This window comes from Pseudomonas sp. RIT-PI-a (genome assembly GCF_001187875.1).
In the GTDB taxonomy this organism is placed as follows: domain Bacteria; phylum Pseudomonadota; class Gammaproteobacteria; order Pseudomonadales; family Pseudomonadaceae; genus Aquipseudomonas; species Aquipseudomonas coleopterorum.
Map to the genome: position 1 here is coordinate 19,448 of NZ_LGIR01000023.1, position 24,674 is coordinate 44,121.

Annotated in this window: 23 protein-coding genes; 15 read left to right on the plus strand and 8 right to left on the minus strand. The window is 63.8% G+C overall.

What is annotated here, in order from left to right; genetic code table 11:
* Window positions 1-8 precede the first annotated feature (8 nt).
* From dgcA to AC788_RS15000, 3 genes are all read right to left on the minus strand, one after another.
* A complete protein-coding gene (gene dgcA / locus AC788_RS14990) occupies window positions 9-2,069 on the minus strand; it encodes a dimethylglycine demethylation protein DgcA (protein WP_049861386.1) in 2,061 nt (686 codons plus the stop codon).
* Between the two features lie 18 nt (window positions 2,070-2,087).
* Window positions 2,088-2,618: a DUF5943 domain-containing protein gene (locus AC788_RS14995; RefSeq protein ID WP_049861387.1), complete on the minus strand. Its 531-nt coding sequence runs from the start codon at window positions 2,616-2,618 to the stop codon at window positions 2,088-2,090.
* 127 nt (window positions 2,619-2,745) lie between these two features.
* Entirely contained in the window at window positions 2,746-3,723 is a 978-nt protein-coding gene (locus AC788_RS15000) for a dipeptidase (RefSeq protein WP_049861388.1), read from the minus strand.
* A 262-nt stretch (window positions 3,724-3,985) separates the two neighbouring features.
* Between AC788_RS15000 and AC788_RS15005 the strand changes: the two genes are divergently transcribed.
* Together AC788_RS15005 and AC788_RS15010 are read left to right on the plus strand one after the other, a co-directional pair.
* Entirely contained in the window at window positions 3,986-4,387 is a 402-nt protein-coding gene (locus AC788_RS15005; RefSeq protein WP_049861389.1) for a lysozyme inhibitor LprI family protein, read from the plus strand.
* A gap of 2 nt (window positions 4,388-4,389) precedes the next feature.
* Window positions 4,390-4,806, plus strand: a complete 417-nt coding sequence (locus tag AC788_RS15010; RefSeq protein ID WP_049861390.1) for a DUF3010 family protein — start codon at window positions 4,390-4,392, stop codon at window positions 4,804-4,806.
* A 21-nt stretch (window positions 4,807-4,827) separates the two neighbouring features.
* Here AC788_RS15010 and AC788_RS15015 read toward each other — a convergent pair whose 3' ends face one another.
* Together AC788_RS15015 and AC788_RS15020 are read right to left on the minus strand one after the other, a co-directional pair.
* Complete coding sequence (locus AC788_RS15015; protein WP_049861391.1) at window positions 4,828-5,085, minus strand: hypothetical protein; 258 nt, start codon at window positions 5,083-5,085, stop codon at window positions 4,828-4,830.
* Between the two features lie 80 nt (window positions 5,086-5,165).
* Entirely contained in the window at window positions 5,166-6,101 is a 936-nt protein-coding gene (locus AC788_RS15020) for a GlxA family transcriptional regulator (protein ID WP_049861392.1), read from the minus strand.
* 230 nt (window positions 6,102-6,331) lie between these two features.
* On the opposite strand from AC788_RS15020, the gene choX reads away from it, so the two are divergent.
* The 4 genes from choX to AC788_RS15040 all read left to right on the plus strand — a co-directional run bounded on the left by choX (window position 6,332) and on the right by AC788_RS15040 (window position 9,971).
* Window positions 6,332-7,252 (plus strand): choline ABC transporter substrate-binding protein, encoded by a 921-nt coding sequence (gene choX, locus AC788_RS15025; RefSeq protein ID WP_049861393.1) that lies wholly within the window; start codon window positions 6,332-6,334, stop codon window positions 7,250-7,252.
* Between the two features lie 302 nt (window positions 7,253-7,554).
* Window positions 7,555-8,439, plus strand: coding sequence for a 3-keto-5-aminohexanoate cleavage protein (locus tag AC788_RS15030; RefSeq protein ID WP_049861394.1), 885 nt, complete (start codon window positions 7,555-7,557; stop codon window positions 8,437-8,439).
* 117 nt (window positions 8,440-8,556) lie between these two features.
* Complete coding sequence (locus AC788_RS15035) at window positions 8,557-9,522, plus strand: L-carnitine dehydrogenase (RefSeq protein ID WP_049861395.1); 966 nt, start codon at window positions 8,557-8,559, stop codon at window positions 9,520-9,522.
* On the plus strand, window positions 9,519-9,971 hold the full coding sequence (locus tag AC788_RS15040) for a thioesterase family protein (RefSeq protein ID WP_049861396.1): 453 nt from the start codon (window positions 9,519-9,521) through the stop codon (window positions 9,969-9,971). The genes AC788_RS15035 and AC788_RS15040 overlap by 4 nt, the downstream gene beginning before the upstream one ends.
* Before the next feature lie 141 nt (window positions 9,972-10,112).
* Here the strand turns inward: AC788_RS15040 and AC788_RS15045 are convergent, their stop codons facing one another.
* Both AC788_RS15045 and AC788_RS15050 read right to left on the minus strand, forming a co-directional pair.
* Complete coding sequence (locus AC788_RS15045; protein ID WP_049861397.1) at window positions 10,113-10,685, minus strand: hypothetical protein; 573 nt, start codon at window positions 10,683-10,685, stop codon at window positions 10,113-10,115.
* Window positions 10,682-11,914 carry an AAA family ATPase gene (locus AC788_RS15050; protein WP_049861398.1) on the minus strand — a complete coding sequence of 411 codons (1,233 nt, stop codon included), beginning with the start codon at window positions 11,912-11,914 and terminating at the stop codon, window positions 10,682-10,684. Before AC788_RS15050 ends, AC788_RS15045 begins: the two co-directional genes overlap by 4 nt.
* 223 nt (window positions 11,915-12,137) lie before the next feature.
* Between AC788_RS15050 and AC788_RS15055 the strand changes: the two genes are divergently transcribed.
* Window positions 12,138-12,395, plus strand: a complete 258-nt coding sequence (locus tag AC788_RS15055; RefSeq protein WP_049861399.1) for a hypothetical protein — start codon at window positions 12,138-12,140, stop codon at window positions 12,393-12,395.
* A 165-nt stretch (window positions 12,396-12,560) separates the two neighbouring features.
* Here the strand turns inward: AC788_RS15055 and AC788_RS15060 are convergent, their stop codons facing one another.
* The gene (locus AC788_RS15060; RefSeq protein ID WP_049861400.1) at window positions 12,561-13,655 is read right to left on the minus strand and encodes a GlxA family transcriptional regulator; all 1,095 of its coding nucleotides are present in this window, start codon (window positions 13,653-13,655) and stop codon (window positions 12,561-12,563) included.
* A 651-nt stretch (window positions 13,656-14,306) separates the two neighbouring features.
* Here AC788_RS15060 and AC788_RS15065 point away from each other — a divergent pair.
* From AC788_RS15065 to AC788_RS15100, 8 genes are all read left to right on the plus strand, one after another.
* Complete coding sequence (locus tag AC788_RS15065) at window positions 14,307-15,254, plus strand: choline ABC transporter substrate-binding protein (protein ID WP_049861401.1); 948 nt, start codon at window positions 14,307-14,309, stop codon at window positions 15,252-15,254.
* A 75-nt stretch (window positions 15,255-15,329) separates the two neighbouring features.
* Window positions 15,330-16,175 (plus strand): choline ABC transporter permease subunit, encoded by an 846-nt coding sequence (choW, locus tag AC788_RS15070; RefSeq protein WP_043192362.1) that lies wholly within the window; start codon window positions 15,330-15,332, stop codon window positions 16,173-16,175.
* Window positions 16,172-17,353, plus strand: coding sequence for a choline ABC transporter ATP-binding protein (gene choV, locus AC788_RS15075; protein WP_049861402.1), 1,182 nt, complete (start codon window positions 16,172-16,174; stop codon window positions 17,351-17,353). Before choW ends, choV begins: the two co-directional genes overlap by 4 nt.
* A 312-nt stretch (window positions 17,354-17,665) precedes the next feature.
* Window positions 17,666-18,259, plus strand: coding sequence for a transcriptional regulator BetI (gene betI / locus AC788_RS15080; RefSeq protein WP_049861403.1), 594 nt, complete (start codon window positions 17,666-17,668; stop codon window positions 18,257-18,259).
* Window positions 18,260-18,307: 48 nt separating this feature from the next.
* A complete protein-coding gene (betB, locus tag AC788_RS15085; protein ID WP_049861404.1) occupies window positions 18,308-19,780 on the plus strand; it encodes a betaine-aldehyde dehydrogenase in 1,473 nt (490 codons plus the stop codon).
* Between the two features lie 104 nt (window positions 19,781-19,884).
* Window positions 19,885-21,588, plus strand: coding sequence for a choline dehydrogenase (betA, locus tag AC788_RS15090; RefSeq protein ID WP_049861405.1), 1,704 nt, complete (start codon window positions 19,885-19,887; stop codon window positions 21,586-21,588).
* Between the two features lie 174 nt (window positions 21,589-21,762).
* Window positions 21,763-23,205 (plus strand): TldD/PmbA family protein, encoded by a 1,443-nt coding sequence (locus AC788_RS15095; protein ID WP_049861406.1) that lies wholly within the window; start codon window positions 21,763-21,765, stop codon window positions 23,203-23,205.
* Window positions 23,202-24,530, plus strand: a complete 1,329-nt coding sequence (locus AC788_RS15100) for a TldD/PmbA family protein (protein ID WP_049861407.1) — start codon at window positions 23,202-23,204, stop codon at window positions 24,528-24,530. The genes AC788_RS15095 and AC788_RS15100 overlap by 4 nt, the downstream gene beginning before the upstream one ends.
* The last annotated feature ends 144 nt before the right edge of the window (window positions 24,531-24,674 follow it).

Genomic DNA, 24,674 nt, shown 5'->3' on the forward strand with positions numbered 1-24,674 from the left:
GGACGGCGTCAAAAATCCTTGCACAGGCGCAGCGCGTCGTAGATCGCGGCGTGGGTGTTGCGCTGGGCCACGCAGTCGCCGATGCGAAACAGCAGATAGTCGTCGCCCGTGGTACTCAACGACGGCTGCGGCTGGATCGCGAACAGGGCGTCGATATCCATCTGGCCCTTGTTGCGCGAACCCTGCTTGAGTTCGTAATAGAGCTTCTCGTCGGGCCGCACGCCGTTCTCCACCACCACCTGATCGACCACCCGTTCTTCCTTGGCGCCGGTGTATTCGTTCTCCAGCACCGCCACCAGCTTGTCGCCTTCGCGGTAGACCTTTTCCAGCATGAGGTCGCCGGTCATGATCACCTCCTTGGGGTACATGCTGCGGTAGTAGGTGGGGAACGACGTACCGCCGATCGCCACGCCCGGCTTGATGTCGTCGGTGACGATCTCGACCTGGCAGCCCTTGTCGGCCAGGAAGTCGGCCACCGACATGCCGGTGAACTCGCAGATGGTGTCGTACACCAGGACGTTCTTGCCCGGCGCGACCTTGCCGTCGAGCACGTCCCAGCTGCTGACCACCAGACCCTCGGCGGCGCCCCAGTGCTCGCCCTGCTCGAGAAACGGATGACCGCCCACGGCCAGCACGACGATGTCCGGGCGCAGGTCCATGATGGTGTCGGCATCGGCGGCAGTGCCCAGGCGCAGATCGACTTTCAAGCGTGCCAGCTCCAACTGGAACCAGCGGGTGATGCCAGCGATCTGGTCACGCTGCGGCGCCTTGGACGCCGTGGTGATCTGGCCGCCGATGAATTCCTTCTTCTCGAACAGGGTCACGTCGTGGCCGCGTTCGGCTGACACGCGTGCCGCTTCCATGCCGCCCGGACCGGCGCCGACCACCACCACCTTGCGCTTGACGCCGGTGGATTTTTCGATGATGTGCGGCACGCCCATGTATTCCCGCGACGTGGCGGCGTTCTGGATGCACAACACGTCCAGGCCCTGATACTGCCGGTCGATGCAGTAGTTGGCACCCACGCATTGCTTGATCTGATCGACCTGGCCCATCTTGATCTTGGCGATCAGGTGCGGGTCGGCGATGTGCGCGCGGGTCATGCCGACCATGTCCACGTAGCCGCCTTCCAGAATGCGCGTGGCCTGGTTCGGGTCCTTGATGTTCTGCGCGTGCAGCACCGGGATGTTCACCACTTCCTTGATACCGGCCGCCAGGTGCAGGAAGGGCTCCGGTGGATAGCTCATGTTGGGGATGACGTTGGCCAGGGTGTTGTGAGTGTCGCAACCCGAGCCCACCACGCCGAGAAAATCGAGCATGCCGGTGTCGCTGTAGTATTTGGCGATTTCCTTCATGTCCTCATGACTGAGGCCATCGGGATGGAACTCGTCGCCGCAGATGCGCAGGCCCACGCAGAAGTCGTCGCCGACTTCCTTGCGCACGGCCTTGATCACCTCGATGCCGAAGCGCATGCGGTTTTCGAAGCTGCCGCCCCACTCGTCGGTACGCTTGTTGACCCGCGGGCTCCAGAACTGGTCGATCATGTGCTGGTGCACCGCCGACAGTTCCACGCCGTCCAGGCCACCGGCCTTGGCCCGCGCCGCAGCGCTGGCGTAGTTGCCGATCACCCGCCAGATCTCTTCGGGCTCGATGGTCTTGCAGGTGGCGCGGTGCACCGGCTCGCGAATGCCCGAGGGCGACATCAGCGTCGGCCAGTGCTCGCCGTCCCAGCGCGAGCGACGGCCCATGTGGGTGATCTGGATCATGATCTTGGCGCCGTGCTTGTGCATGGCATCGGCCAGGTTCTGGAAGTGCGGAATGATCTTGTCGGTGGCCAGGTTCACCGATTTCCACCAGCCCTGAGGGCTGTCGATGGCCACGCTGGAGGAGCCGCCGCAAATGGCCAGGCCTATCCCGCCTTTTGCTTTCTCTTCGTAGTATTTGACGTAACGATCGGTGGTCATGCCGCCATCGGTGGCGTAGACCTCGGCGTGCGCAGTGCTGAGCACGCGGTTGCGGATCGTCAGCTTGCCGATCTGGATCGGCTGGAACATCGCTTCGAAAGCCATGGCGGCGTCTTCCTCGACTTACAACGGTTTCACGGTGAAGAGGCCATCTTCGTGGCCTTCTTCGGAGCCGCCGTAGACTTGCTCGGCGACGGTACGAATGCTGCTGCCGCGGGCGGCGAGAATCTGGTCCATGGCCCCGGCGAACCAGCCGGTGAACATGTAGTCGACCTTACGCCCGACCTTGCCGTACACGTAAACGAAGCAGGAGTGTTCCAGCTTGACGCTGCAGGTGCCTTTATCCAGATCGATGTCCTGGATCTTGAACAGCCCCCAGCCGCGCTGCGACAGACGCTTCATGTAGTGCTCGAACACCGCGACGCCTTCCAGGCCATGGCATTCGGCTTCTTTCTCGCACCAGTGCCAGGCGGATTTGTAGCCGGCCTTGTAGAGGATCTCGGCATAGGCGTCGGCGCCCAGCACTTCCTCGATGCCCATGTGGTTGTTGACGAAAAAGTGGCGTGGCACGTAGAGCATCGGCAGGGCGTCGGAAGTCCAGACGCCGGTTTCGCTGTCGACTTCGATGGGCAGTTGCGGGGCGATCTTGGCCATGTGCTTGAACTCCGGAATCAGTAGTTGGCTGCCACGCGCAAACACCGGGTTGCGGCGTTCGCGGGCAGAGCCCGCTCCCACAGGGGTGAGCGGCTGGAATAAGAAATGCGGCGTGTCAGGTCGGGCGTTATTCGCCCCAAACGTCCTTGAGGACGTTGACCCAGTTCTCGCCCATGATCTTGCGCACCACGCGTTCGCTGTGGCCGCGTTTGAGCAGGGTTTCGGTGAGGTTGGGGAATTCGCCCACGGTGCGGATGCCCAGCGGGTTGATGATCTTGCCGAAGCTGGTCAGGCGGCGGGCGTAGCCCTTGTCGTGGGTCAGGTATTCGAAGAAGTCCTGGCCATGGCCCTGGGTGAAGTCGGTACCGATGCCGATGGCGTCTTCGCCGACGATGTTCATGGTGTATTCGATGGCTTCGGCGTAGTCGTCGATGGTCGAATCGATGCCCTTGGCCAGGAACGGCGCGAACATGGTCACGCCGACGAAACCGCCATGGTCGGCGATGAACTTCAGCTCTTCGTCGGACTTGTTGCGCGGGTGTTCCTTGAGGCCCGAAGGCAGGCAGTGGGAGTAACACACCGGCTTCTTGGATTCGAGAATGACTTCTTCACTGGTTTTCGAGCCGACGTGGGACAGGTCGCACATCACACCCACGCGGTTCATCTCGGCGACGATTTCGCGGCCGAACCCGGACAGCCCGCCGTCGCGCTCGTAGCAGCCGGTCCCGACCAGGTTCTGGGTGTTGTAGCACATCTGCACGATGCCCACGCCCAGCTGCTTGAACACTTCCACGTAGCCGATCTGGTCCTCGTAGGCATGGGCGTTCTGGAAGCCGAAAAGAATGCCGGTCTTGCCGATTTCCTTGGCCTTGCGAATGTCGGCGGTAGTGCGCACGGGCATCACCAGGTCGCTGTTCTCGCGCATCAGCTTCTGGCTCTTGCAGATACTGTCGACGGTGGCCTGGAAGCCTTCCCACACCGACACCGTGCAGTTGGCCATGGTCAGACCGCCCTTGCGCATGTCCTCGAACAGCTCGCGGTTCCATTTGGCAATGATCAGCCCGTCGATAACGATGCTGTCGGCGTGCAATTCGGCTGGGCTCATCAGGCGGTCCCCATCAGGCAAGTCAGGCGCCGAATCGTATGCCGGCGCTTCATGGGGCCAGCATATGCCTGCGCGACACGGCGACCGGATGCAAAAACGACAGGGGAATTGCCGAAAGCGTCAACGCCCGACGCAAAACGGAACCGTGCCCGGCCACTCCATGAAAAATGCTGCCTGCCATCGCTCTGCCCCTATGCTTTACCCCGCCCCTGAGACAGAATCACCGGTAATCATCACTGTTCAACGGGTTAGGTAGATCCTCATGAGATTCACGCTGCTGATGCTTGCCCTGCTGTCCTTCGCCGCCCAGGCCGAAGAGTCCGATGGCCCCACCCCGTGCGACAACGTGGAAACCGATCAGCAGAGCTACGATTGCTCGGCCTACAACCGCAAGACATCGGAAACCGAAATGAGCGAGTCGTACACCGACCTGCTCGACCGCATCAATTCCCAGTTCCCCAAGGGCTCGCCGGAGCTCAAGGCGTTCACCGACAAGCTCAAGGCGGCCCAGGACCTGTGGACCAGGTCGCGCGATGCCGATTGCGACGTGTACACGGTCAATGCCGGCAAAGGCACCAAGGCCTATGAAATCGCCCAGAACGATTGCCGCGCGCAGAAGAGCGACGAGCGTTCCGAGTTCCTGCAATCGGTGGGCCTGGAGTGAGCGTGAAAATAGCCGGGGTCGAGATCAAGGGCAGCGAAGCGATCTTCGCCGTGGTGGAATACGTTGACGCCGATTTGGCGCATGTGCCCGCCACCGTCAAGAAGATTGCCCTGGAAGACGATGATATTGCCGCGAACGTGCGGCAGTTCCGCACGCAAGTCGCCGCGTTCATCAGCGATAACGGGTTGAAGATGATTGCCATCAAGAAGCGCGGCAAGAAAGGCGAGTTCGCCGGCGGGCCGACCACCTTCAAGATCGAAGGCGTGCTGCAACTGCTCGAAGGCTGCGAGGCGGTGCTGGTATCGCCGCAGACCATCAGCGCCCAGGCCAAGAAACTGGCCGAGCTGCCGGGCAGCTTGAACAAGTACCAGCACGAGGCCTACAAGGCTGCCTGCGCGGTATTGCTCAAGGCCCGGTGACACTGGGGGCTCAAGCGCCCGTCACTCCTCCTCGTTCACCCGGCAATCCAGGCTGATGTCCGTTGGGTTGTCGGCGTCCTGCGCAACGAAGGCGCGTGTCCTGCGTTCGGCATCTGCCAGGCTGTCGGCCTCTACAGGCAGATCCACCAGGGTGTTGTTCCAGGCGTCGGTTGCCTGATTGTCGATGACGCGACAGTCGTACCAGGCGGCCGATACAGGCCCGGCCAGGGTCAGCAATGCTGCGGTAACCAGGCTCGATGCAATGATTTGCTTGCCCATTTCGATGATTCCTTTATCGATGAATGAGCGCGCAGGTTAGCGGCCACCTGGCGTGCAGGAACGGTACATATGCATCGGCTTTACCGGCGCCGATCTTCCCGCGGGCAGCGGGCGAACCGCGCCCGATAGCTGCGGGTGAAATACGACGGTGAATCGAAACCGCAGGCGATGCTCACCTCCAGCACGCTCATCGGCGTCTGGCGCAGCAATTGCCGGGCTTTCTCCAGACGCAGGCGCAGGTAGAAATTGCTTGGCGTGTCATCCAGGTGCAGCCGAAACAGGCGCTCCAACTGGCGTCGCGTGACCTTGGCCAGCTCGGCCAGCTGCAGCGTGCTCAGTGGTGGCTCGGTGTGCTGCTCCATTTCGCCGATCACTTGCACCAGCTTCTTGTTGCCGATGCCGTAGCGCGAGGCGATCTGCATGCGCTGATGATCCTTGCGCGGCCGGATGCGGCCGACCACGAATTGCTCCGACACCTGGATCGCCAGCTCGCTGCCATGGGCCTGGCCGATCAGATCGAGCATCAGGTCGATGCAGGCGGTACCACCGGCGCAGGTGATGCGTGCGCTGTCGGTCTCGAACAGCTCCTGACTGGCGCTCAACGCCGGATAGGACTCGCGGAAGGCATCCAGAGCCTCCCAGTGCAGCGCCACCCGGTGGCGCTCGAGCAGGCCCGCTTCGGCCAGGACAAAGCTGCCGGTGTCGATGCCGCCCAGGGTCACCCCTTCGCGATCCAGCCGGCGCAGCCAGTCGCGCAGCGCCCCATCGAAGGTCGCCAATGGCTCGAAACCCGCCACCACCAGCAATGTCGCGCCTTTGGCCAGCGGCCCGAGCGCGCCGTCGGCATTCACCGACATGCCATTGCTGGCCAGCACCGCGCCGCCATCCAGGCTCACCACCTGCCAGCGATACAGCTCGCCGCGGAAGCGGTTCGCCACCCGCAGCGGCTCGATCGCCGAGATGAAGCCCAGTGCGGAGAAACCGGGCAGCAGCAGAAAGTGGAAGTCTTGGGCCATGGTGTGCTCGGTGATTTCTGCGGCGCGATCCTGTGGGCGCGGGGCGGGCGGCGAGCCCTCTGCCCGCGAAGAAGGCCTCTGTGAAACACCACTAATACCCAGCACGTCGCCACTGTGCAAGCGCCGGTCGCCGCAGTGCGATTTTTCCCGCAGCAGGCTGCGTACCTTATGCAAACGGTGCGTAGACACCGCCCCCATAACAATTCGAACTGCCGCTTGAGGGAGCCATCATGAACAGACTGATCAGCTGCTGCCTGCTGATGCTTACTGGTACCGCACTGTTGACCGGCACCGCCAGCGCCGCGGAACCGGCCAGTTGCAAGAACGTACGCCTGGGCGTGGTCAACTGGACCGATGTGATCGCCACCAGCGCCATGACCCAAGTGCTGCTTGAAGACCTGGGCTACAACGTCAAACAGACCAGCGCTTCCCAGCAGATCATCTTCGCCGGCATTCGCGACCAGCGCCTGGACATGTTCCTGGGCTACTGGAATCCGCTGATGACCCAGACCATCACGCCCTTCGTGGAGCAGAAGCAGGTGCGCGTGCTCGACCAACCGAGCCTCAAGGACGCCCGCGCCACCCTGGCCGTACCGACCTACCTGGCCGACAAGGGCCTGAAAAGCTTCGCCGACATCGCCAGATTCAAGAAGGAACTGGGCGGCAAGATCTACGGCATCGAGCCGGGGTCCGGCGCCAATACCCAGATCAAGGACATGATCGCCAGGAACCGCTTCGGCCTGGGTGACTTTCAACTGGTGGAGTCCAGCGAGGCCGGGATGCTGTCGGCGGTGACTCGCGCGGTGAAGCGCAACGAGGCCATCGTGTTCTTCGGCTGGGCGCCGCACCCGATGAACGTCAACCAGGACATGACCTACCTGACCGGCAGCGAAGACGCCCTGGGCCCGAACGAAGGCATGGCCACGGTGTGGACGGTGACCGCGCCGGACTACGCCAGCCGCTGCCCGAACGCGGACAAATTGCTGAGCAACCTGACCTTCACGGCTGCAGACGAGAGCCGAATGATGCAACCGCTGCTGGAGCACAAGGACGCCTTCGATTCGGCCCGACAATGGCTCAAGGACCACCCGCAAGACCGCCAGCGCTGGCTGCAGGGCGTGACCACCTTCGACGGCAAACCCGCCTCCTGAGCACCCTGTAGCAGCGGCGCCTGTGGGAGCGGGCTCTACCCGCGAACGGTTCACCGCGACAGATGGATAAGACCGCGCTGCATCAGCAACACCGCGAATACCGCCGACGCGGCTCGCGCCGCTGCTACACCGGCCGGCGGCGCCTGTGGGAGCGGGTTCTACCCGCGAACGGTTCACCACCGTAGACGGAGGACCGCGCCGTACCTGTGGGAGCGGGTTCTACCCGCGAAGGGTTCACCACCGTAGATGGACAAGACCGCGCTGCACCAGCCACACAGCACAGACCCATAAGGACCACTGCAATGAACCACGACGTCATCATCACCTGCGCCTTGACCGGTGCTGGCGATACCACCGCCAAAAGCCCCCACGTTCCCGTTACACCGAAGCAGATCGCTGCTGCGGCCGTGGAGGCCGCCAAGGCCGGGGCCACCGTGGTGCACTGCCACGTACGCGACCCACAGACCGGCCGCTTCAGCCGCGACGTGGCGCTGTACCGGGAAGTGATGGAGCGCATCCGCGAAGCCGACATCGACATCATCGTCAACCTCACCGCCGGCATGGGCGGCGACCTGGAAATCGGCCCCGGAGAAACGCCGATGGCCTTCGGTGCTGGCACCGACCTGATCGGTCCCCTGGCGCGCCTGGCCCATGTCGAAGCGCTGCTGCCGGAGATCTGCACCCTGGACTGCGGCACTCTGAATTTCGGCGACGGCAACAGCATCTACGTATCCACTCCCGAGCAACTACGTGCAGGCGCCCGGCGCATCACCGAGCTGGGGGTGAAGGCGGAGCTGGAAATCTTCGACACCGGCCACCTGTGGTTCGCCAAGCAGATGATCAAAGAAGGACTGCTGCACGATCCGCTGTTCCAGCTGTGCCTGGGCATCCCCTGGGGCGCGCCGGCCGATACCACCACCATGAAGGCCATGGTCGACAACCTGCCGGCAGAGGCGGTGTGGGCCGGCTTCGGTATCGGCCGCATGCAGATGCCCATGGCCGCGCAGGCCGTGCTGCTTGGCGGCAACGTGCGGGTCGGGCTGGAAGACAACATCTGGCTGGAGAAAGGCGTGCTGGCCACCAACGGTCAACTGGTGGAACGGGCCGGCGAGATTCTGACCCGGCTCGGGGCACGGGTGCTGACGCCGGCCGAGGGGCGGCAAAAGATGAACCTCGTTCGGCGGTGATTTTTTTGTGCCCTCAAAGGCCTCTTCGCGGGCAGAGACCCGCTCCCACACGGTTCGTGACCATCTTGTGGGAGCGCGAAGAGGCCCTCACCCCACACACTTCTCCAGGAACAACCCATGACCTACATCACCCACATCAACACCTTCGCCGCCCTGGGCAGCGGAGTCATCGGCAGTGGCTGGGTTGCCCGCGCCCTCGCCCATGGCCTGGACGTCGTCGCCTGGGACCCGGCGCCCGGTGCCGAAGCTGCCTTGCGCCAGCGCATCGCCAATGCCTGGCCCGCCCTGGTCAAGCAGGGCTTGGCGGCGGGTGCAGCGCAATCGCGGCTGCGCTTCGTAGCCACAGTGGAAGACTGCGTGCGCGACGCCGACTTCATCCAGGAAAGCGCTCCAGAGCGGCTGGAACTCAAGCTGGAACTGCACGCCCGCATCAGCGCCGCCGCCAAGCCCGACGCCTTGATCGGTTCCAGCACCTCTGGCCTGCTGCCCAGCGAATTCTACGAGGGCGCCACACACCCGGAACGCTGCGTGGTCGGGCATCCGTTCAACCCGGTCTACCTGCTGCCGTTGGTGGAGGTGGTCGGCGGCCGACACACTGCACCCGAGGCAATCCAGGCGGCCATCAGCGTTTATGAAAACCTGGGCATGCGCCCGCTGCACGTGCGCAAGGAAGTGCCCGGTTTCATCGCCGACCGCCTGCTCGAAGCGCTGTGGCGCGAAGCCTTGCACCTGGTCAACGACGGCGTGGCCACCACGGGTGAGATCGACGACGCCATTCGTTTCGGTGCCGGCTTGCGCTGGTCGTTCATGGGCACCTTTCTGACCTACACCCTGGCGGGCGGCGACGCCGGCATGCGGCATTTCATGAACCAATTCGGCCCGGCCCTGAAGCTGCCCTGGACCTACCTGCCCGCGCCGGAGCTGACCGACACGCTGATCGACGATGTCGTGGCCGGGACCTCGGCGCAACTGGGGGAACGCAGTATCGGCGCCCTGGAGCGTTACCGCGACGATTGCCTGCTGGCGGTGCTGGACGCGGTACGGGTGACCAAGGCCCGCCACGGCATGAGCTTCGAAGAATGATCACCTATCAAACGCCCGTGCTCGCGGAGTGGGTGGACTACAACGGCCATCTGCGCGATGCGTTCTACCTGTTGATCTTCAGCTACGCCACCGACGCATTCATGGCCCGCATCGGCGTCGATCCCCAGCGTGACCAGCACTCGCTGTTCACCCTGGAATGTCACCTCAACTATCTGCACGAGGTGAAACAGGGGGCCGAGGTGCAGGTGCGCACGCGGGTGCTGGCCCATGACCGCAAGCGAGTGCAGGTGTACCACACGCTGCACTTGCAAGGCGTGGACGAGGTACTGGCGGCCAGCGAGCAGATGCTGTTGCATGTGGATTTGCAGGGGCCCAAATCGGCGGTATTCGGGGAGTCTTCGCTGACAGTGCTGGGCGAGGCTTTCGAGGCGCAGCGGCATCAGCCTGCAGCCGAGTATGCCGGACGACGGATTGCGTTGCCTGGCTGAATACCGTGTTGCGCCCTTCGCGGGCAGAGTCCCGCTCCCACAGGAGGGTACTCGCCTTGGAAGGCAAGGTTTTCTTGTGGAAGCGGGGCGGGCGGCGAGCCCTCTGCCCGTGAAGAGGCCAACACTGCCCTCCCAGTTCAATCAACCACCCCGCCGCTCCACCGCCGCGGCAATCAGCGGCGCCATCTCGCGCAGCCCTTCGAGCCCGATCTTACCCTCCTCGAACAAGCGCAACCACTGTCGCCGCACGCGCATCACGCGCTCGTCGTCGCGCAATGGCAGGTGCTTGAGGGTGTACTCGGCCCGCGCCCGCACCGCTTCCGGCACTTTGTCGGTCAGCACCAGTTGCAGCGACGGCAGCAACACCTCGAACCAGCCCTCGCGCACCTCGAACGGATCGAGAAAGTCCTCAGCTTTCTTGCTGCCCTTGGCACTGTTCATCCAGGCATCGACATAGCGATAATTGCTCCACTCGTAGGCCATGCCGCGGTCCTCATCACAGCTGATGAAATGCTCCACGGTGCCGCTGGGAATGTACATGGCACCGAAGGCACAGCGGTTGGCGAAGCCCTCGCCCAGTTGCGGACGGAACGGCGACCAGTAGTCCCGCGGCCTGCCAACGTCAGGATTGTCCTGCAACCAGGCGTTGCCGCGCTGGCGGCAGCGCTCGTCGAAGCCGTGGGGCTCGGGCAGTGGATGAACGAGCTCGATCATGCCTGCACGCCTCCTTTGGCAACGACCCAGACCGGCCAGAAATGATCCCCGGCAGGCAAGGCTCGCAGCAACTGCGACTCGATCGATGCCTCACTGTCCAGCCCCTCGGGCAGGCCGGATCGCTCGCCGCGCATCCAGGCTTCGGCGGCGCCGATGGCCGCTTCCGCTTCCACCGAGCGGGCCTGGCGCAGACCGAAACTCTGGGACACCAGCCAGTTCACCGCATCGCCCTGCGCCGCCCAGGCTTGCCGGTGCAACTGCACCTGGCCGTCCTGTACGCTCAGGGTGAAGAGCGCATCGCGCGCATCGACGAACTGGGTCTCCATGGAGGCCAGCACCAGCGGCGAATGGGTGGCCACGATCATCTGCACCGCAAGGCGCTGGCGAGTCAGCGCGCCGACCACATCCATCAGCGCAGGGACGATGCGACGCTGCCACTGCGCATGCAGATGGCACTCGACCTCATCCACCAGAAACACCAGCTCATCGCTCGGCCGTACTCCGGCCAGGCGACAGGCCCGGCGGTGCCCTTCCCAGGTCCAGACCAGCATGTAGGCCAGGGCCACGACGCGGCGGATCGCACTGGAGGTTTCGGGCAGGGGCACTTGTCCCTGGGGCCGCTGCAGAGTCGGGTATTCGGTTTCATCGAGCAGGCCGATATGGCACGGCCGGCCGGGCAGCAGCAACTCCTCGCGCGACGGCGACAATGCGCGCAGGACCTGCTTCAAGGCAGCGAACGCCTTGCAGCCGTGGGTTCGCTGCCAGCGTACCCAGTCGTTGATCAAGCCGTTGCACAGGCGCCCCTGCCCCGCCATCGACGTACCGTGCCACAGCTGGTTTTCATCGAAGTGATAGGCCGCCAGCTCACCCGCGTTGCGCACCGGGTCCCAGGCGCTGAAGGTGCCATTGGCATGGGCATACACCACCAGCGAACGGTTCGGCGTGGCGTCGCCTACCGGTGTCCAGCGGTCTCGCTGCCAGGCCCATTGCCCGGCGCTGCGGTCCACGCCGGTGAAACGATAATCGATGACCGGCAGCGCCGATGACTCGCGCGCCTTGATCGGCTTGCCTGCGGCCCAGGTGCGCGTCAGCACCCACCATGCCGTATCGAGCACGAAGCTCTTGCCCAGGCCGTTGTCGCCGGTGATGAAGTTGAGGCGTGGCGCCAGCCCGATCGGGCCCAGGGCTGGAGAAGGGCCGACGCCTTGGAAGGAGAGAAAGTCGAGCATGTCCGTTGCCGTCCATTGAAAGTGAACGGCAAGGGTATTCAGGCCCGCCCCGCCAAGTGCCATACCCGGTTGCTACATGGCTGGCTTACAGCCGTTGCGAACACAGCGAAAAACGACCTGTTCGTGTGCAATCCGGCCATGCTGACCACCGCCTCTTGCCCAGCGCGTGCGCGGCTACCAGAATCCGGACAACGTCACGCCACCCATAAAAAGGATCAGCATCATGATGCATGCGGACTTGATTGATCAGGAGGACCTGCTGGGCCAGCTGCGCGCACTGGGTTTCGAGATGCCCACAGGCGCCACGGCCGAGCAGGCCTGTGAATGTGCAGTGCGCGGCCTGGACAGCGGCCGGGCCCAGGCCCTGCGCAAGATGGTGGAACAGATGCTGACCGGCAGCGCGACCATCCTGCCGGCGGTCCGCCAGGCGATCGACCGGACCTTGCTGCCGGCATTGGCCCAGCATTCAAAGCGGGCCTGAATTCAAGCGCAACCCCTGCTGATGGCGGGTAGTCTGACCTATCGCGGCGCGCTCTTCGCGGGCAGAGCCCGCTCCCACAGGTGTGATGCAAGCTCTGTGTGATGTAAACCCTGTGGGAGCGGGGCGGGCGGCGAGCCCTCTGCCCGCGAAGAGCGCGCCGCGGTATCAGATCCTCACACTGGCAAAGGTCGATTCGTTGCGCGCCTGGCTCAGTGCCGACAACGGTCCGGCCAGGACCATGGCCTGCGGGATCGGCAGCATCGCCACCTGCTGGGTGGTATTGGAGCCGACGCGTTCGTCACGCGGCGGAATGCCGAAATACTCGCGATAGCACTTGGAGAAATGCGGCGTGGACACGAAGCCGCACACCGACGCCACCTCGATGATCGACATGGGCGTCTGCTTGAGCAACTGCCGTGCGCGAATCAGGCGTAACTTGAGGTAGTAGCGCGACGGCGAACAATGCAGGTATTTCTGGAACAGCCGCTCCAGCTGGCGTCGCGACACCGCCACATACACCGCCAACTCGTCCAGGTCGATCGGCTCCTCCAGGTTGGCCTCCATCAACGCGACGATCTCCTGCAGCTTGGGCTGGTTGGTGCCCAGCATGTGCTTGAGCGGCACCCGCTGGTGATCCTGTTCGTTGCGGATGCGCTCGTAGACGAACATCTCGGAAATCGCCGCCGACAGCTCGCGGCCGTGATCGCGGCTGATCAGGTGCAGCATCATGTCCAGCGGCGCCGTGCCGCCCGAACTGGTGAAGCGATTGCGGTCCAGGGTAAACAGACGCGTGCTCATGGCCACGCGGGGAAAGGCCTCCTGCATCGAGGCCAGGCATTCCCAGTGCACGCTGCACTCGAAACCATCGAGCAGACCGGCGCAAGCCAGCGCCCAGCTGCCGGTACAGACCGCCCCCAGGCGCTTGGACTGCCGTGCCTGGCTCTGCAGCCAGCTGACGTGGTCGCGACCCACCGCACGCTGGATACCGACACCGCCACAGACGATCACCGTGTCCATCGGCGCGGCCTTGTGCATGGCCGAATCCGGAGTGATCTGCAGGCCATCGCTGGCCCATACCTGGCCACCGTCCGCGCTCAGGGTGGTCCATCGATACAGCTCGCGCCCGGACAACTGGTTGGCCATGCGCAGCGGTTCGACTGCCGAGGCCAGGGAGATGAGGGTGAAGTTGTCGAGCAACAGGAAGCCGATGGACTGAGGACTGCGAGTCTGCGGCTGAGCGCCGGTGGTGAAGGATGTCATTGCGGTATCTCCTTACGCGAAGCGGATGGTGGCCTCAGGCAGGCTCTTGTTATTGCCCTCTGTTTAACAGGGGCTTTGCTTTGCTACGCAAACCCCATGCCGACAATTGGTCGGGAACTCCACCGCGCCTGAAAACGACGTCGCGCAGGGCTATGCAGAGCGCTGCGAAAGACCTTCGCGGGCGACCGTCGATTCTCCTCAAAAGCATACCCGCCGTGGGGTCTGAGCAATTCGGTAGCAACCGCTGGGGTAGCGCACCGCCAAGTGTCACCACAAGCACGCTGTTCGCCGCAGCCCACTGCGGAGCGCGGTCGAAGGCACCGGTGATGAGCTGCGCGCGAAAAAGAGGCGTGCAGCTCGCCTCTGCACGTTCGTGTGGCAACTTCATATAAGTGGATGTACGCAGGTGTCGCGGGTAAGGTCGCTGCTGCAAGCCCATGAGCTGTAAGCGACGTCACCGACACTGGATGCGACTCTGCCCGCACTGGATACGACGCACCCGGTAGGCGGCTGATTTGCGCTGGTACATGATCACTCACGGCCCGATCGCCTGGCACCTTGGCGGCGCACCCGTCGCGGACGCGGCGATCGAGCATTCAAACAAGCGTGGCATGCCCTTGCGCCCCACGCCGAGAAAACCAGGAGCACACCATGAAAGGTCCAACATCGATTCTGCTGGCCACCCTGCTGGGCCTGCCTGTACTGGCTCAAGCAGCGGAACCGGCGCGATGCGCCACTGTGAATTTCTCCGATGTCGGCTGGACCGACATCACCGTCACCACCGCCGTCACCAGTGCGGTGCTGCAGTCACTGGGCTACAAGACCAAGACCACGATGATTTCCGTGCCGGTGACCTACAAGTCCCTGGCCGATGGCAAGAACATGGACGTTTTCCTGGGCAACTGGATGCCGACCATGGAAAACGACATCAAGCCCTACCGCGACGCCGGCACTGTGGAAACAGTGCGTGCCAACCTGGAAAACGCCAAGTACACCCTGGCCGTCCCCCAGGCGCTGTACGACAAGGGCCTGAAGGATTTCGCCGACATCGTCAAATTCAAGAAGGAGCTGGACGGCAAGATCTACGGCATCGAGCCGGGCAACGATGGCAATCGCCTGATCCAGAGCATGATCGACAAGAACGCCTTCGGCCTCAAGGACGCCGGTTTCAAAGTGGTCGAATCGAGCGAGGCCGGCATGCTGTCCCAGGTCGACCGCGCCCAGCGGCGCAACACCGACGTGGTGTTCCTGGGCTGGGAACCGCACCCGATGAACACCCGCTTCAAGCTGCAGTACCTGACCGGTGGCGATGACTTCTTCGGCCCCAACTTCGGCCAGGCCACCATCTATACCAACACACGCAAGGGCTACACCCAGGAGTGCAGCAACGTGGGTCAGTTGCTGAAGAACCTGCAGTTCAGCCTGGCCATGGAAAGCACGCTGATGGGCAACGTCCTGGACGACAAGCAGAAACCCGACGTCGCTGCTCGGGCCTGGCTGAAAAACAATCCACAGGTGCTCGACACCTGGCTCGCGGGCGTCACCACCGTCGATGGCAAGCCGGGTCTTGAAGCCGTCAAGGCCAAGCTCGCGCAATAACGCTGGCAGGCGGGCCGGCGGTTGCCGGCCTCACCGGCCGGCCCTTCGTTTCCTCGCATGCGGACACTCACTACCATGCTGACAGACCACAAGATCCCCCTGGGCGAGTACATCGCGGCTTTCGTCGACTGGCTCACCCAACACGGGGCTTCGACGTTCGATGCCATCGCGTCCACGCTCGAAGCGATCATTCATGGTTTCACCGCCGGTCTGACCTGGTTCAACCCCTACGTACTGACCGCCCTGATCGCTGCGCTGGCGCATTTCATCCAGCGCAAATGGGGCCTGACGCTGTTCGTCGCGCTGTCGTTCCTGCTGATCCTCAACCTGGGGTACTGGCAGGAAACCATGGAGACCCTGGCGCAGGTGCTGTTCGCCACCCTGGTCTGCGTGATCATCGGCGTACCGTTGGGCATCGTCGCTGCGCACAAGCCAATGTTCTACACCATGATGCGGCCGGTCCTCGACCTGATGCAGACGGTACCGACCTTCGTCTACCTGATCCCCACGCTCACCCTGTTCGGGCTGGGCGTCGTACCGGGCCTGATTTCCACGGTGGTGTTCGCCATCGCCGCGCCCATTCGCCTGACCTACCTGGGCATCCGCGACGTGCCGCAGGAACTGATGGACGCGGGCAAGGCCTTCGGCTGCTCGCGCCGCCAGCTGCTGTCGCGCATCGAATTGCCTCACGCCATGCCGAGCATCGCCGCCGGCATCACCCAGTGCATCATGCTGTCGCTGTCCATGGTGGTGATCGCCGCCCTGGTCGGTGCCGATGGCCTGGGCAAGCCGGTGGTCAACGCACTGAACACCGCCGATATCGCGCTGGGCTTCGAAGCCGGTCTGGCCATCGTGTTGCTGGCGATCATGCTCGACCGTATCTGCAAACAACCCGACGTCAAGATAGGGGGTGATGCATGAGCATTATTCGATTCGACAACGTCGATGTGATCTTCGCCAAGGACCCACGCGAAGCGCTGAAACTGCTCGACCAAGGGCTGACCCGCAACGAGATCCTGAAGAAGACCGGGCAGATCGTCGGCGTGGAAAAGGCCAGCCTGGACATCAACAAGGGCGAGATCTGCGTGCTGATGGGGTTGTCCGGTTCGGGCAAGTCGAGCCTGCTGCGCTGCATCAACGGGCTGAACACGGTGAGCCGCGGCAAGCTGTTCGTCGAGCATGAAGACCGCCAGATCGACATCGCCTCGTGCACACCGGCGGAACTGAAGATGATGCGCACAAAGCGCATCGCCATGGTGTTCCAGAAGTTCGCCCTGATGCCCTGGCTGACGGTGCGCGAGAACATCAGTTTCGGCCTGGAGATGCAGGGCCGTCCGGAAAAGGAACGGCGCAAGCTGGTCGACGAGAAGCTCGAACTGGTGGGCCTGACCCAGTGGCGCAACAAGAAGCCCGACGAGCTGTCCGGCGGCATGCAGCAGCGTGTGGGCCTGGCCCGGGCGCTGGCGATGGACGCCGACATCCTGCTGATGGACGAACCGTTTTCGGCGCTCGACCCGTTGATCCGCCAGGGTCTGCAGGACGAGTTGCTGGAGCTGCAACGCAAATTGAGCAAGACCATCGTCTTCGTCAGCCATGACCTGGACGAAGCGCTGAAGTTGGGCAGCCGCATCGCCATCATGAAAGACGGGCGGATCGTCCAGTACAGCGTACCCGAGGAAATCGTCCTCAACCCGGCCGACGATTACGTGCGGACCTTCGTCGCCCACACCAACCCACTCAACGTGCTGTGCGGGCGCAGCCTGATGCGCACCCTGGACAAGTGCACCCGCGTCAACGGTTCGGTGTGCCTGGATCCGGGCGTGGATTCATGGCTGAACCTGGGCGCCGGCAATTCGCTGACCAGCGCACGCCAGGGCGACACCGTGCTCGACGTGCAAGGCTGGGCGCCCGGGCAAGCGATGGAAGGTCTGGGCCGCCGGCCGACACTGGTCAATGCCGACATCGGCATGCGCGACGCCTTGCAGATCCGCTATCAGACGGGCCACAAACTGGTCCTGCAGGACAGCGACAAACAGGTGGTGGGCATTCTGGGGGACACCGAGCTGTACCATGCCCTGCTCGGCAAGAACCTGGGCTGATCCTCGCTGGAAGCAACCCTGCCGCGGCCGGCTTGACACACCGCGGCGTCTTCTTCGCGGGCAGAGACCCGCTCCCACAAGGTTGATGCAAGCCGTGTGGGAGCGGGTCTCTGCCCGCGAACGCCTCACCGCAATCTCCCTGACACCCCCTCCTCTAGAAGCCCATTGCCTTCCCCTCCCCGATCCTCTAAAAACCCTGCACACATTCACCCACCCTTTTTTATTGATTGATCGTTCAATAAAAATAAACTAGACTGGCTTCAGTCGGCTGTCACTCACTGCCCGTACTGCAGGCCCAAGGAGATTCGCGCAATGCCCAAGGTCGGTATGCAACCCATCCGCCGCCAACAGTTGATCGAAGCCACGCTCCAGGCTGTCGACCAGGTCGGCATGAGTGACGCCAGCATTGCTCTGATCGCCCGCCTGGCGGGTGTGTCGAACGGCATCATCAGTCACTACTTTCAGGACAAGAACGGCCTGATCGCAGCGACCATGCGCCACTTGATGAACGTGCTGATCGACAACGTCGCCACGCGCCGACAGGCCTTGACCGACGACAGCGCCAGGGCGCACCTGCAGGTGATCATCGAAGGCAACTTCGACGCCAGCCAGGTCAACGCTCCGGCCATGAAGACCTGGCTGGCCTTCTGGGCCGCCAGCATGCATCAGCCGTCCTTGCACAGGTTGCAGCGGATCAACGACCACCGCCTGTATTCCAACCTGTGTTGCCAGTTCCGCCGTGAATTGCCGGTGGAACAGGCACGCAGCGCCGCACGCGGCCTGGCTGCACTGATCGACGGTCTGTGGTTGCGCGGCGCCCTGTCGGGCGATGCTTTCGATACCGCGCAGGCACATCGCATCGCCTGCGAATACATGGACATGCAACTGGCAAAACAGCAGCGCTGAAGCTTCGCGCCTCGCCTGCTGCCACCTTAACTGCACCGCGAGGATCTTATGGCCCGTTTCCCAACGCAAAAACTCTACATCGATGGCGGCTACGTGGACGCCAGCGGCAGCGGCACTTTCGATGCCGTCAACCCGGCCACCGGTGAAGTGCTGGCGCAGGTTCAGCGCGCCACCGCCGAAGACGTCGAAAAAGCCGTCGCCAGCGCCGAAAAGGGCCAGAAGATCTGGGCCGCGATGACCGCCATGGAGCGCTCGCGCGTGCTGCGCAAAGCCGTCGACATCCTGCGTGAGCGCAACGACGAACTGGCCCTGCTGGAAACCCTGGACACCGGCAAGGCCTACTCGGAAACCCGCTACGTGGACATCGTCACCGGTGCCGACGTGCTCGAATACTACGCCGGCCTGGTGCCTGCCATCGAAGGCGAGCAGATCCCGCTGCGCGACACGTCCTTCGTCTACACCCGCCGCGAGCCCCTGGGCGTGACCGCCGGTATCGGCGCCTGGAACTACCCGATCCAGATCGCTCTGTGGAAGTCCGCTCCGGCGCTGGCCGCCGGCAACGCGATGATCTTCAAGCCCAGCGAAGTCACCTCGCTGACCACCCTCAAGCTGGCCGAAATCTACACCGAGGCCGGTCTGCCCGCTGGCGTGTTCAATGTGCTGACCGGGAGTGGCAGCGAAGTCGGCGCCTGGCTCACCGAGCATCCTGGTATCGAGAAAGTCTCGTTCACCGGCGGCGTCAGCACCGGCAAGAAAGTCATGGCCAGCGCCTCGAGCTCCTCGCTCAAGGAAGTGACCATGGAACTGGGCGGCAAGTCGCCGCTGATTATCTTCGACGATGCCGACCTCGACAAGGCCGCCGACATCGCCATGATGGCCAACTTCTACAGCTCCGGTCAGGTCTGCACCAACGGCACTCGGGTGTTCGTGCCCAATGCCCTCAAGGCGCAACTCGAAGCCAAGATCCTGGAGCGCGTACAGCGCATCCGCATCGGCGATCCTGAAGACGAAAACACCAATTTCGGTCCGCTGGTGAGCTTCGCCCACATGGAAAACGTGCTGGGCCATATCGCCAAGGGTAAGGCCGAAGGCGCGCGCCTGCTGTGCGGCGGCGAGCGGCTGACCGACGGTGAGCTGGGTCAGGGCGCGTTCGTCGCACCCACCGTGTTCACCGATTGCAGCGACGAGATGACCATCGTGCGCGAAGAAATCTTCGGCCCGGTGATGAGCATCCTCGGCTACGACAGCGAAGAGGAAGTGATCCGCCGCGCCAATGCCACCGAGATGGGCCTGGCCGCCGGTGTGGTCACCCGCGACCTGAACCGTGCGCACCGCGTGATCCATCAGCTCGAAGCAGGCATCTGCTGGATCAACGCCTGGGGCGAATCCGACGCGAAGATGCCAGTGGGTGGCTACAAGCAGTCTGGCGTGGGCCGCGAAAACGGCATCAGCTCGCTGGCGCAATACACCCGGATCAAATCGGTACAGGTGGAACTGGGCGATTACGTTTCGGTGTTCTGATCCGAGACCCTTGTGGGAGCGGGGCGGGCGGCGAGCTCTCTGCCCGCGAATAGGCCAGACCTGACACCCTGCCCACCTTGCCATATTTCAAAGAGGGAACCTCCATGTCCCAGGAATTCGACTACATCATCATTGGCGCCGGTTCGGCCGGTAACACCCTGGCCACGCGCCTGACCGAAGATCCAGGCGTCACCGTCCTGCTGCTCGAAGCCGGCGGCCCGGACTATCGCCTGGACTTCCGTACCCAGATGCCCGCCGCCCTTGCCTTCCCCCTGCAGGGCCGCCGCTACAACTGGGCCTACGAGACCGAGCCCGAGCCGCACATGAACAACCGCCGCATGGAGTGCGGCCGTGGCAAGGGCCTGGGTGGCTCTTCGCTGATCAACGGCATGTGCTATATCCGCGGCAACGCCATGGACTACGACGGCTGGGCCAAGCTGCCGGGCCTTGAAGACTGGAGCTACCTGGACTGCCTGCCGTATTTCCGCAAGGCCGAAACCCGTGACATCGGCCCCAACGACTACCACGGTGGCGAAGGTCCGGTCAGCGTCACCACGCCCAAGCCCGGCAACAACCCGTTGTTCGCCGCCATGGTCGAAGCCGGCGTGCAGGCAGGCTTTCCGCGCACCGACGACCTCAACGGCTACCAGCAGGAAGGCTTCGGTCCCATGGACCGCACCGTGACGCCCAAGGGCCGCCGCGCCAGCACCGCACGCGGCTACCTGGACCAGGCCAAGCAGCGCGATACCCTGACCATCGTCACCCACGCCTTGACTGACAAGATCGTCTTCGAAGGCAAGCGTGCGGTCGGCGTCAGCTACCTGGTCGGTGACAGCGACGAGCGCATCCAGGCCCGTGCCCGCAAGGAAGTCCTGCTGTGCGGCGGCGCGATCGCCTCGCCACAGATTCTCCAGCGCTCCGGTGTGGGCCCTGCCGAGGTGCTGCAGCCGCTGGGCATCGACGTCGTGCACGACCTGCCAGGCGTCGGCCAGAACCTGCAGGACCACCTGGAAATGTACCTGCAATACAGCTGCACCCAGCCGGTCTCGCTGTACCCGTCGCTGAAGTGGTGGAACCAGCCGCAGATCGGCGCCGAATGGATGTTCCTGGGCACCGGTATCGGCGCCAGCAACCAGTTCGAGGCCGGTGGTTTCATCCGTTCGCGCCCTGAGTTCGAATGGCCGAACATCCAGTACCACTTCCTGCCGGTGGCGATCAATTACAACGGCACCAAGGGTGTTCAGGAGCACGGTTTCCAGGCCCACGTCGGCTCCATGCGCTCGCCGAGCCGTGGCCGGGTCAACGTCAAGTCGAAGAACCCGCGCGACTACCCGAGCATCCTGTTCAACTACATGGCCAGCGAGCAGGATTGGCAGGAATTCCGCGACGGCATCCGCCTGACCCGCGAAATCATGCAGCAACCCGCGCTGGACCAGTACCGCGGCCGCGAGATCAGCCCCGGCATCGAGGTGCAGACGGACGAGCAGTTGGATCAGTTCATCCGCGAGCATGCCGAAACCGCCTATCACCCGTCGTGCTCGTGCAAGATGGGCACCGATGAGATGGCCGTGGTCGATGGTCAGGGTCGCGTGCATGGCCTGCAAGGCCTGCGCGTGGTCGACGCCTCGATCATGCCGATCATCACCACCGGCAACCTGAACGCGCCGACCATCATGATCGCCGAGAAGATCGCCGACCGCATTCGTGGCCGCAAGCCCGAAGCACGCTCGACCGCGGCCTACTACGTGGCAGGCGATGCGCCGGTGCGTGGCAAGCCGATGCGCGAAGTGGGTGCGCCTCACAGCTGATATGGATTTGCCCCATGGCGGCGGTGGGGCCTAAGCTGTGGGCCTGCTCAACTCGGCTCGGCATGCCGGCCCCTTCGCGGCTGCTAGCCGCTCCTACATGGGATCGCGTTTCCTCTGTAGGAGCGGCTAGCAGCCGCGAAGGGGCCGAAACTGCCCCACCACAGAGGCCCCTGAATGTTCGATTCCACCGCCCTGTTGCAACAACGCTTCGCCGCCCTGCGCACTCGCGCCGAATTCTTCTCCCTGCGTCATGTGCGCCAATCCAGCCAGCACCTGGCCGTGCGCAAGAACATCGCCGAACCGCCGAGCCTGAGCCTCGACGAAGGCGTGATGATCACCGTACGAGTGAAAGGCGTGGAAGCCTACGCTGCCACCGGCGATCTGTCCGTACGCGGTCTGCAGCAGGCGCTGGAGCGGGCCGAGCAGCAGGCAGGCGCCATCGCCGCCCATGCCCTGCTCGACCTGCAGCAACACCCGGTCAGCAGCGCCCGCAGCGATTATCTCTCGCCCGACAGGCAGGCCGCCTTCCCGTCTCTGGCCCAGTGCTACCAGATGCTTGGCGAGGAGTCCGCCCGCGTGCCGGACGATCCGCGGCTGGTCAGCTGGTATGCCGGCCTGGGCATCACCGATGTCGAACAGATCTACCTCAACAGCGCCGGCGCGCAGATTCGCCAGGCCCAGCGCTTCGTCTTCCCCGGCCTGAGCGTGACGGCCTTCGATGGCAGCGACAGCCAGACCCGCAGCCTGGGCCGCGACAACTTCGGCCAGCAAGGCGGTGTCGACGTGATCGAGCGCTGTGGCATTGTCGGCGCCGGTCACCAGGTCGCCGACCAGGCCCTGCAGTTGCTGTTGGCGCCCAATGCCCCGCAAGGCCCGCGTGACCTGCTGCTGACACCCGACCAGATGATGCTGCAGATCCACGAATCCATCGGCCACCCCTTGGAGCTGGACCGGATTCTGGGCGACGAGCGCAACTATGCGGGCACCAGCTTCGTCAAGGTCGAGGACTTCGGCCACCTGCGCTATGGCTCGCCGTTGCTCAACGTGACCTTCGACCCCGATATCCCGCACGAACTGGCCAGCTACGCGCACGACGACGACGGCACTCCAGCCAGCAAGCAGTGGCTGATTCGCGATGGCGTGCTGGTGCGCCCATTGGGCGGCGCCCTGTCGCAATACCGCAGCGGCATGGACGGCGTCGCCAACAGCCGTGCCAGCAGCTGGAACCGGGCCCCGATCGATCGCATGGCCAATCTGAACATCGAGCCGGGCGAGCACAGCCAGGCGCAGCTGATCGCCGGCATCGAGCACGGCATCCTGATGTCCACCAACCGTTCCTGGTCTATCGATGATGCACGCAACAAATTCCAGTTCGGCTGCGAGTGGGGCCAACTGATCGAGAACGGCGAACTCAAGGGCGTGGTCAAGAACCCCAACTATCGGGGTATCTCCGCCAGCTTCTGGAAAAACCTGCGGGCGGTAGGCGACGCCAGCACCCTGCAGGTGCTGGGTACGCCCAACTGCGGCAAGGGTGAACCCAACCAGGTGATCCGTGTGGGGCATGCATCACCCAGCTGCGTGTTCAGCCAGATCGACGTTTTCGGAGGTGACGCATGAGCCATCACGCCTCGCATTTCCAGGCACTGGTGCACGGGTTGCAAAACACCGTCGCCCCGAGCCAGCGCTTCACCCTGAGTTACAACGCCGAAGCCTCGGATTTCATCCGCTTCAACCATGCCAAGGTGCGCCAGGCGGGACAGGTGGCCCAGGCCACGGTGTCGCTGAAGCTGATCGAAAACGGCCGCCAGGCCGAGTTGCAGCTGACCCTGTCCGAGGATCTGGAGGTGGACCAGCAGCGTCTGACCCAGGCCGTGCACCAGCTGAGCCAGACCCTGCCGCTGCTGCAACCGGACCCCTACCTGCAACTCAACACCTCGCAGTGGCAGACGCACCATGTCGACGACACGCCGTTGCCCGATGCGGCTGAAGTCGTCGAGCAGATCGGCACGGCGGCCCGTGGTCTGGACCTGGTCGGCATCTATGCCGCGGGCACGATCTGCCGGGGTTTTGCCAACAGCGACGGGGCCACTGGCTGGCATCAAGCCAACAGCTTCAATTTCGATTTCAGCCTGTTCCATGCCAATGGCGAAGCGGTCAAGGCCAACTACGCCGGCCAGCAGTGGCAGGCACCGGCCTTCGCCGACCGCCTGGCCCAGGCCCGCGTGCAACTGGAGCACCTGAGCCGTCCGCTCAAGGTGCTGCCGCCGGGCGCCTATCGCGCCTACCTGGCACCGGCTGCGCTGGATGAAATCATCGGTATGCTGGGCTGGGGCGGCTTCTCGGCGCAGGCCATCGCCAGCAAGAACAGCCCGTTGCAACGACTGTATGCAGGCGAAGCCCGGTTGAGCGCGCAGGTGAGCTTCGAGGAGCGCGTCAGCGGTTCGTTGACCCCGGCGTTTTCCCAGGAAGGCTATCCGCGCAAGGACCTTTCGCTGGTCAGCCACGGGCTCGCCGCCGAGCGCCTGGTGGACTCGCGCAGTGCGGCCGAATACGGCTTGCAGGGCAACGGCGCGGACAACTCGGAGATGCCGGGCGCGCTGCAGATGGCAGTGGGCGACCTGCCCGTGGCCGACGTGCTGCAACGCCTCGGAACCGGGTTGTACATCAGCAACCTGTGGTACCTGAACTACTCCGACATGCCAGCGGCGCGCATGACCGGGCTGACCCGCTTTGCCACTTTCTGGGTGGAGGACGGTCACATCGTTGCACCGGTCAACACCATGCGTTTCGACGACAGCGTCTACAGTGTCCTAGGTGACCAGCTGGAAGCCTTGACGGCCGAGCGCGAGCTGATTCTCTCGACCAGTACCTACGGCGAGCGCCAGACCCATTCCAGTTTGCTGCCCGGTGCATTGGTGAAGCGATTGCTGTTGACGCTGTAGGAGCGGTCCGTGGCCGCGAAAAGTGCACCGCGCAGTGTCAGTTACACCGCAGTGCATGTTTCGCGGCCGATGACCGCTCCTACGGAGGTTGTAATCACCGGAGCAGCAGCGCCCTGTAGGAGCGGTGCGTGGCCGCGAAAAGTG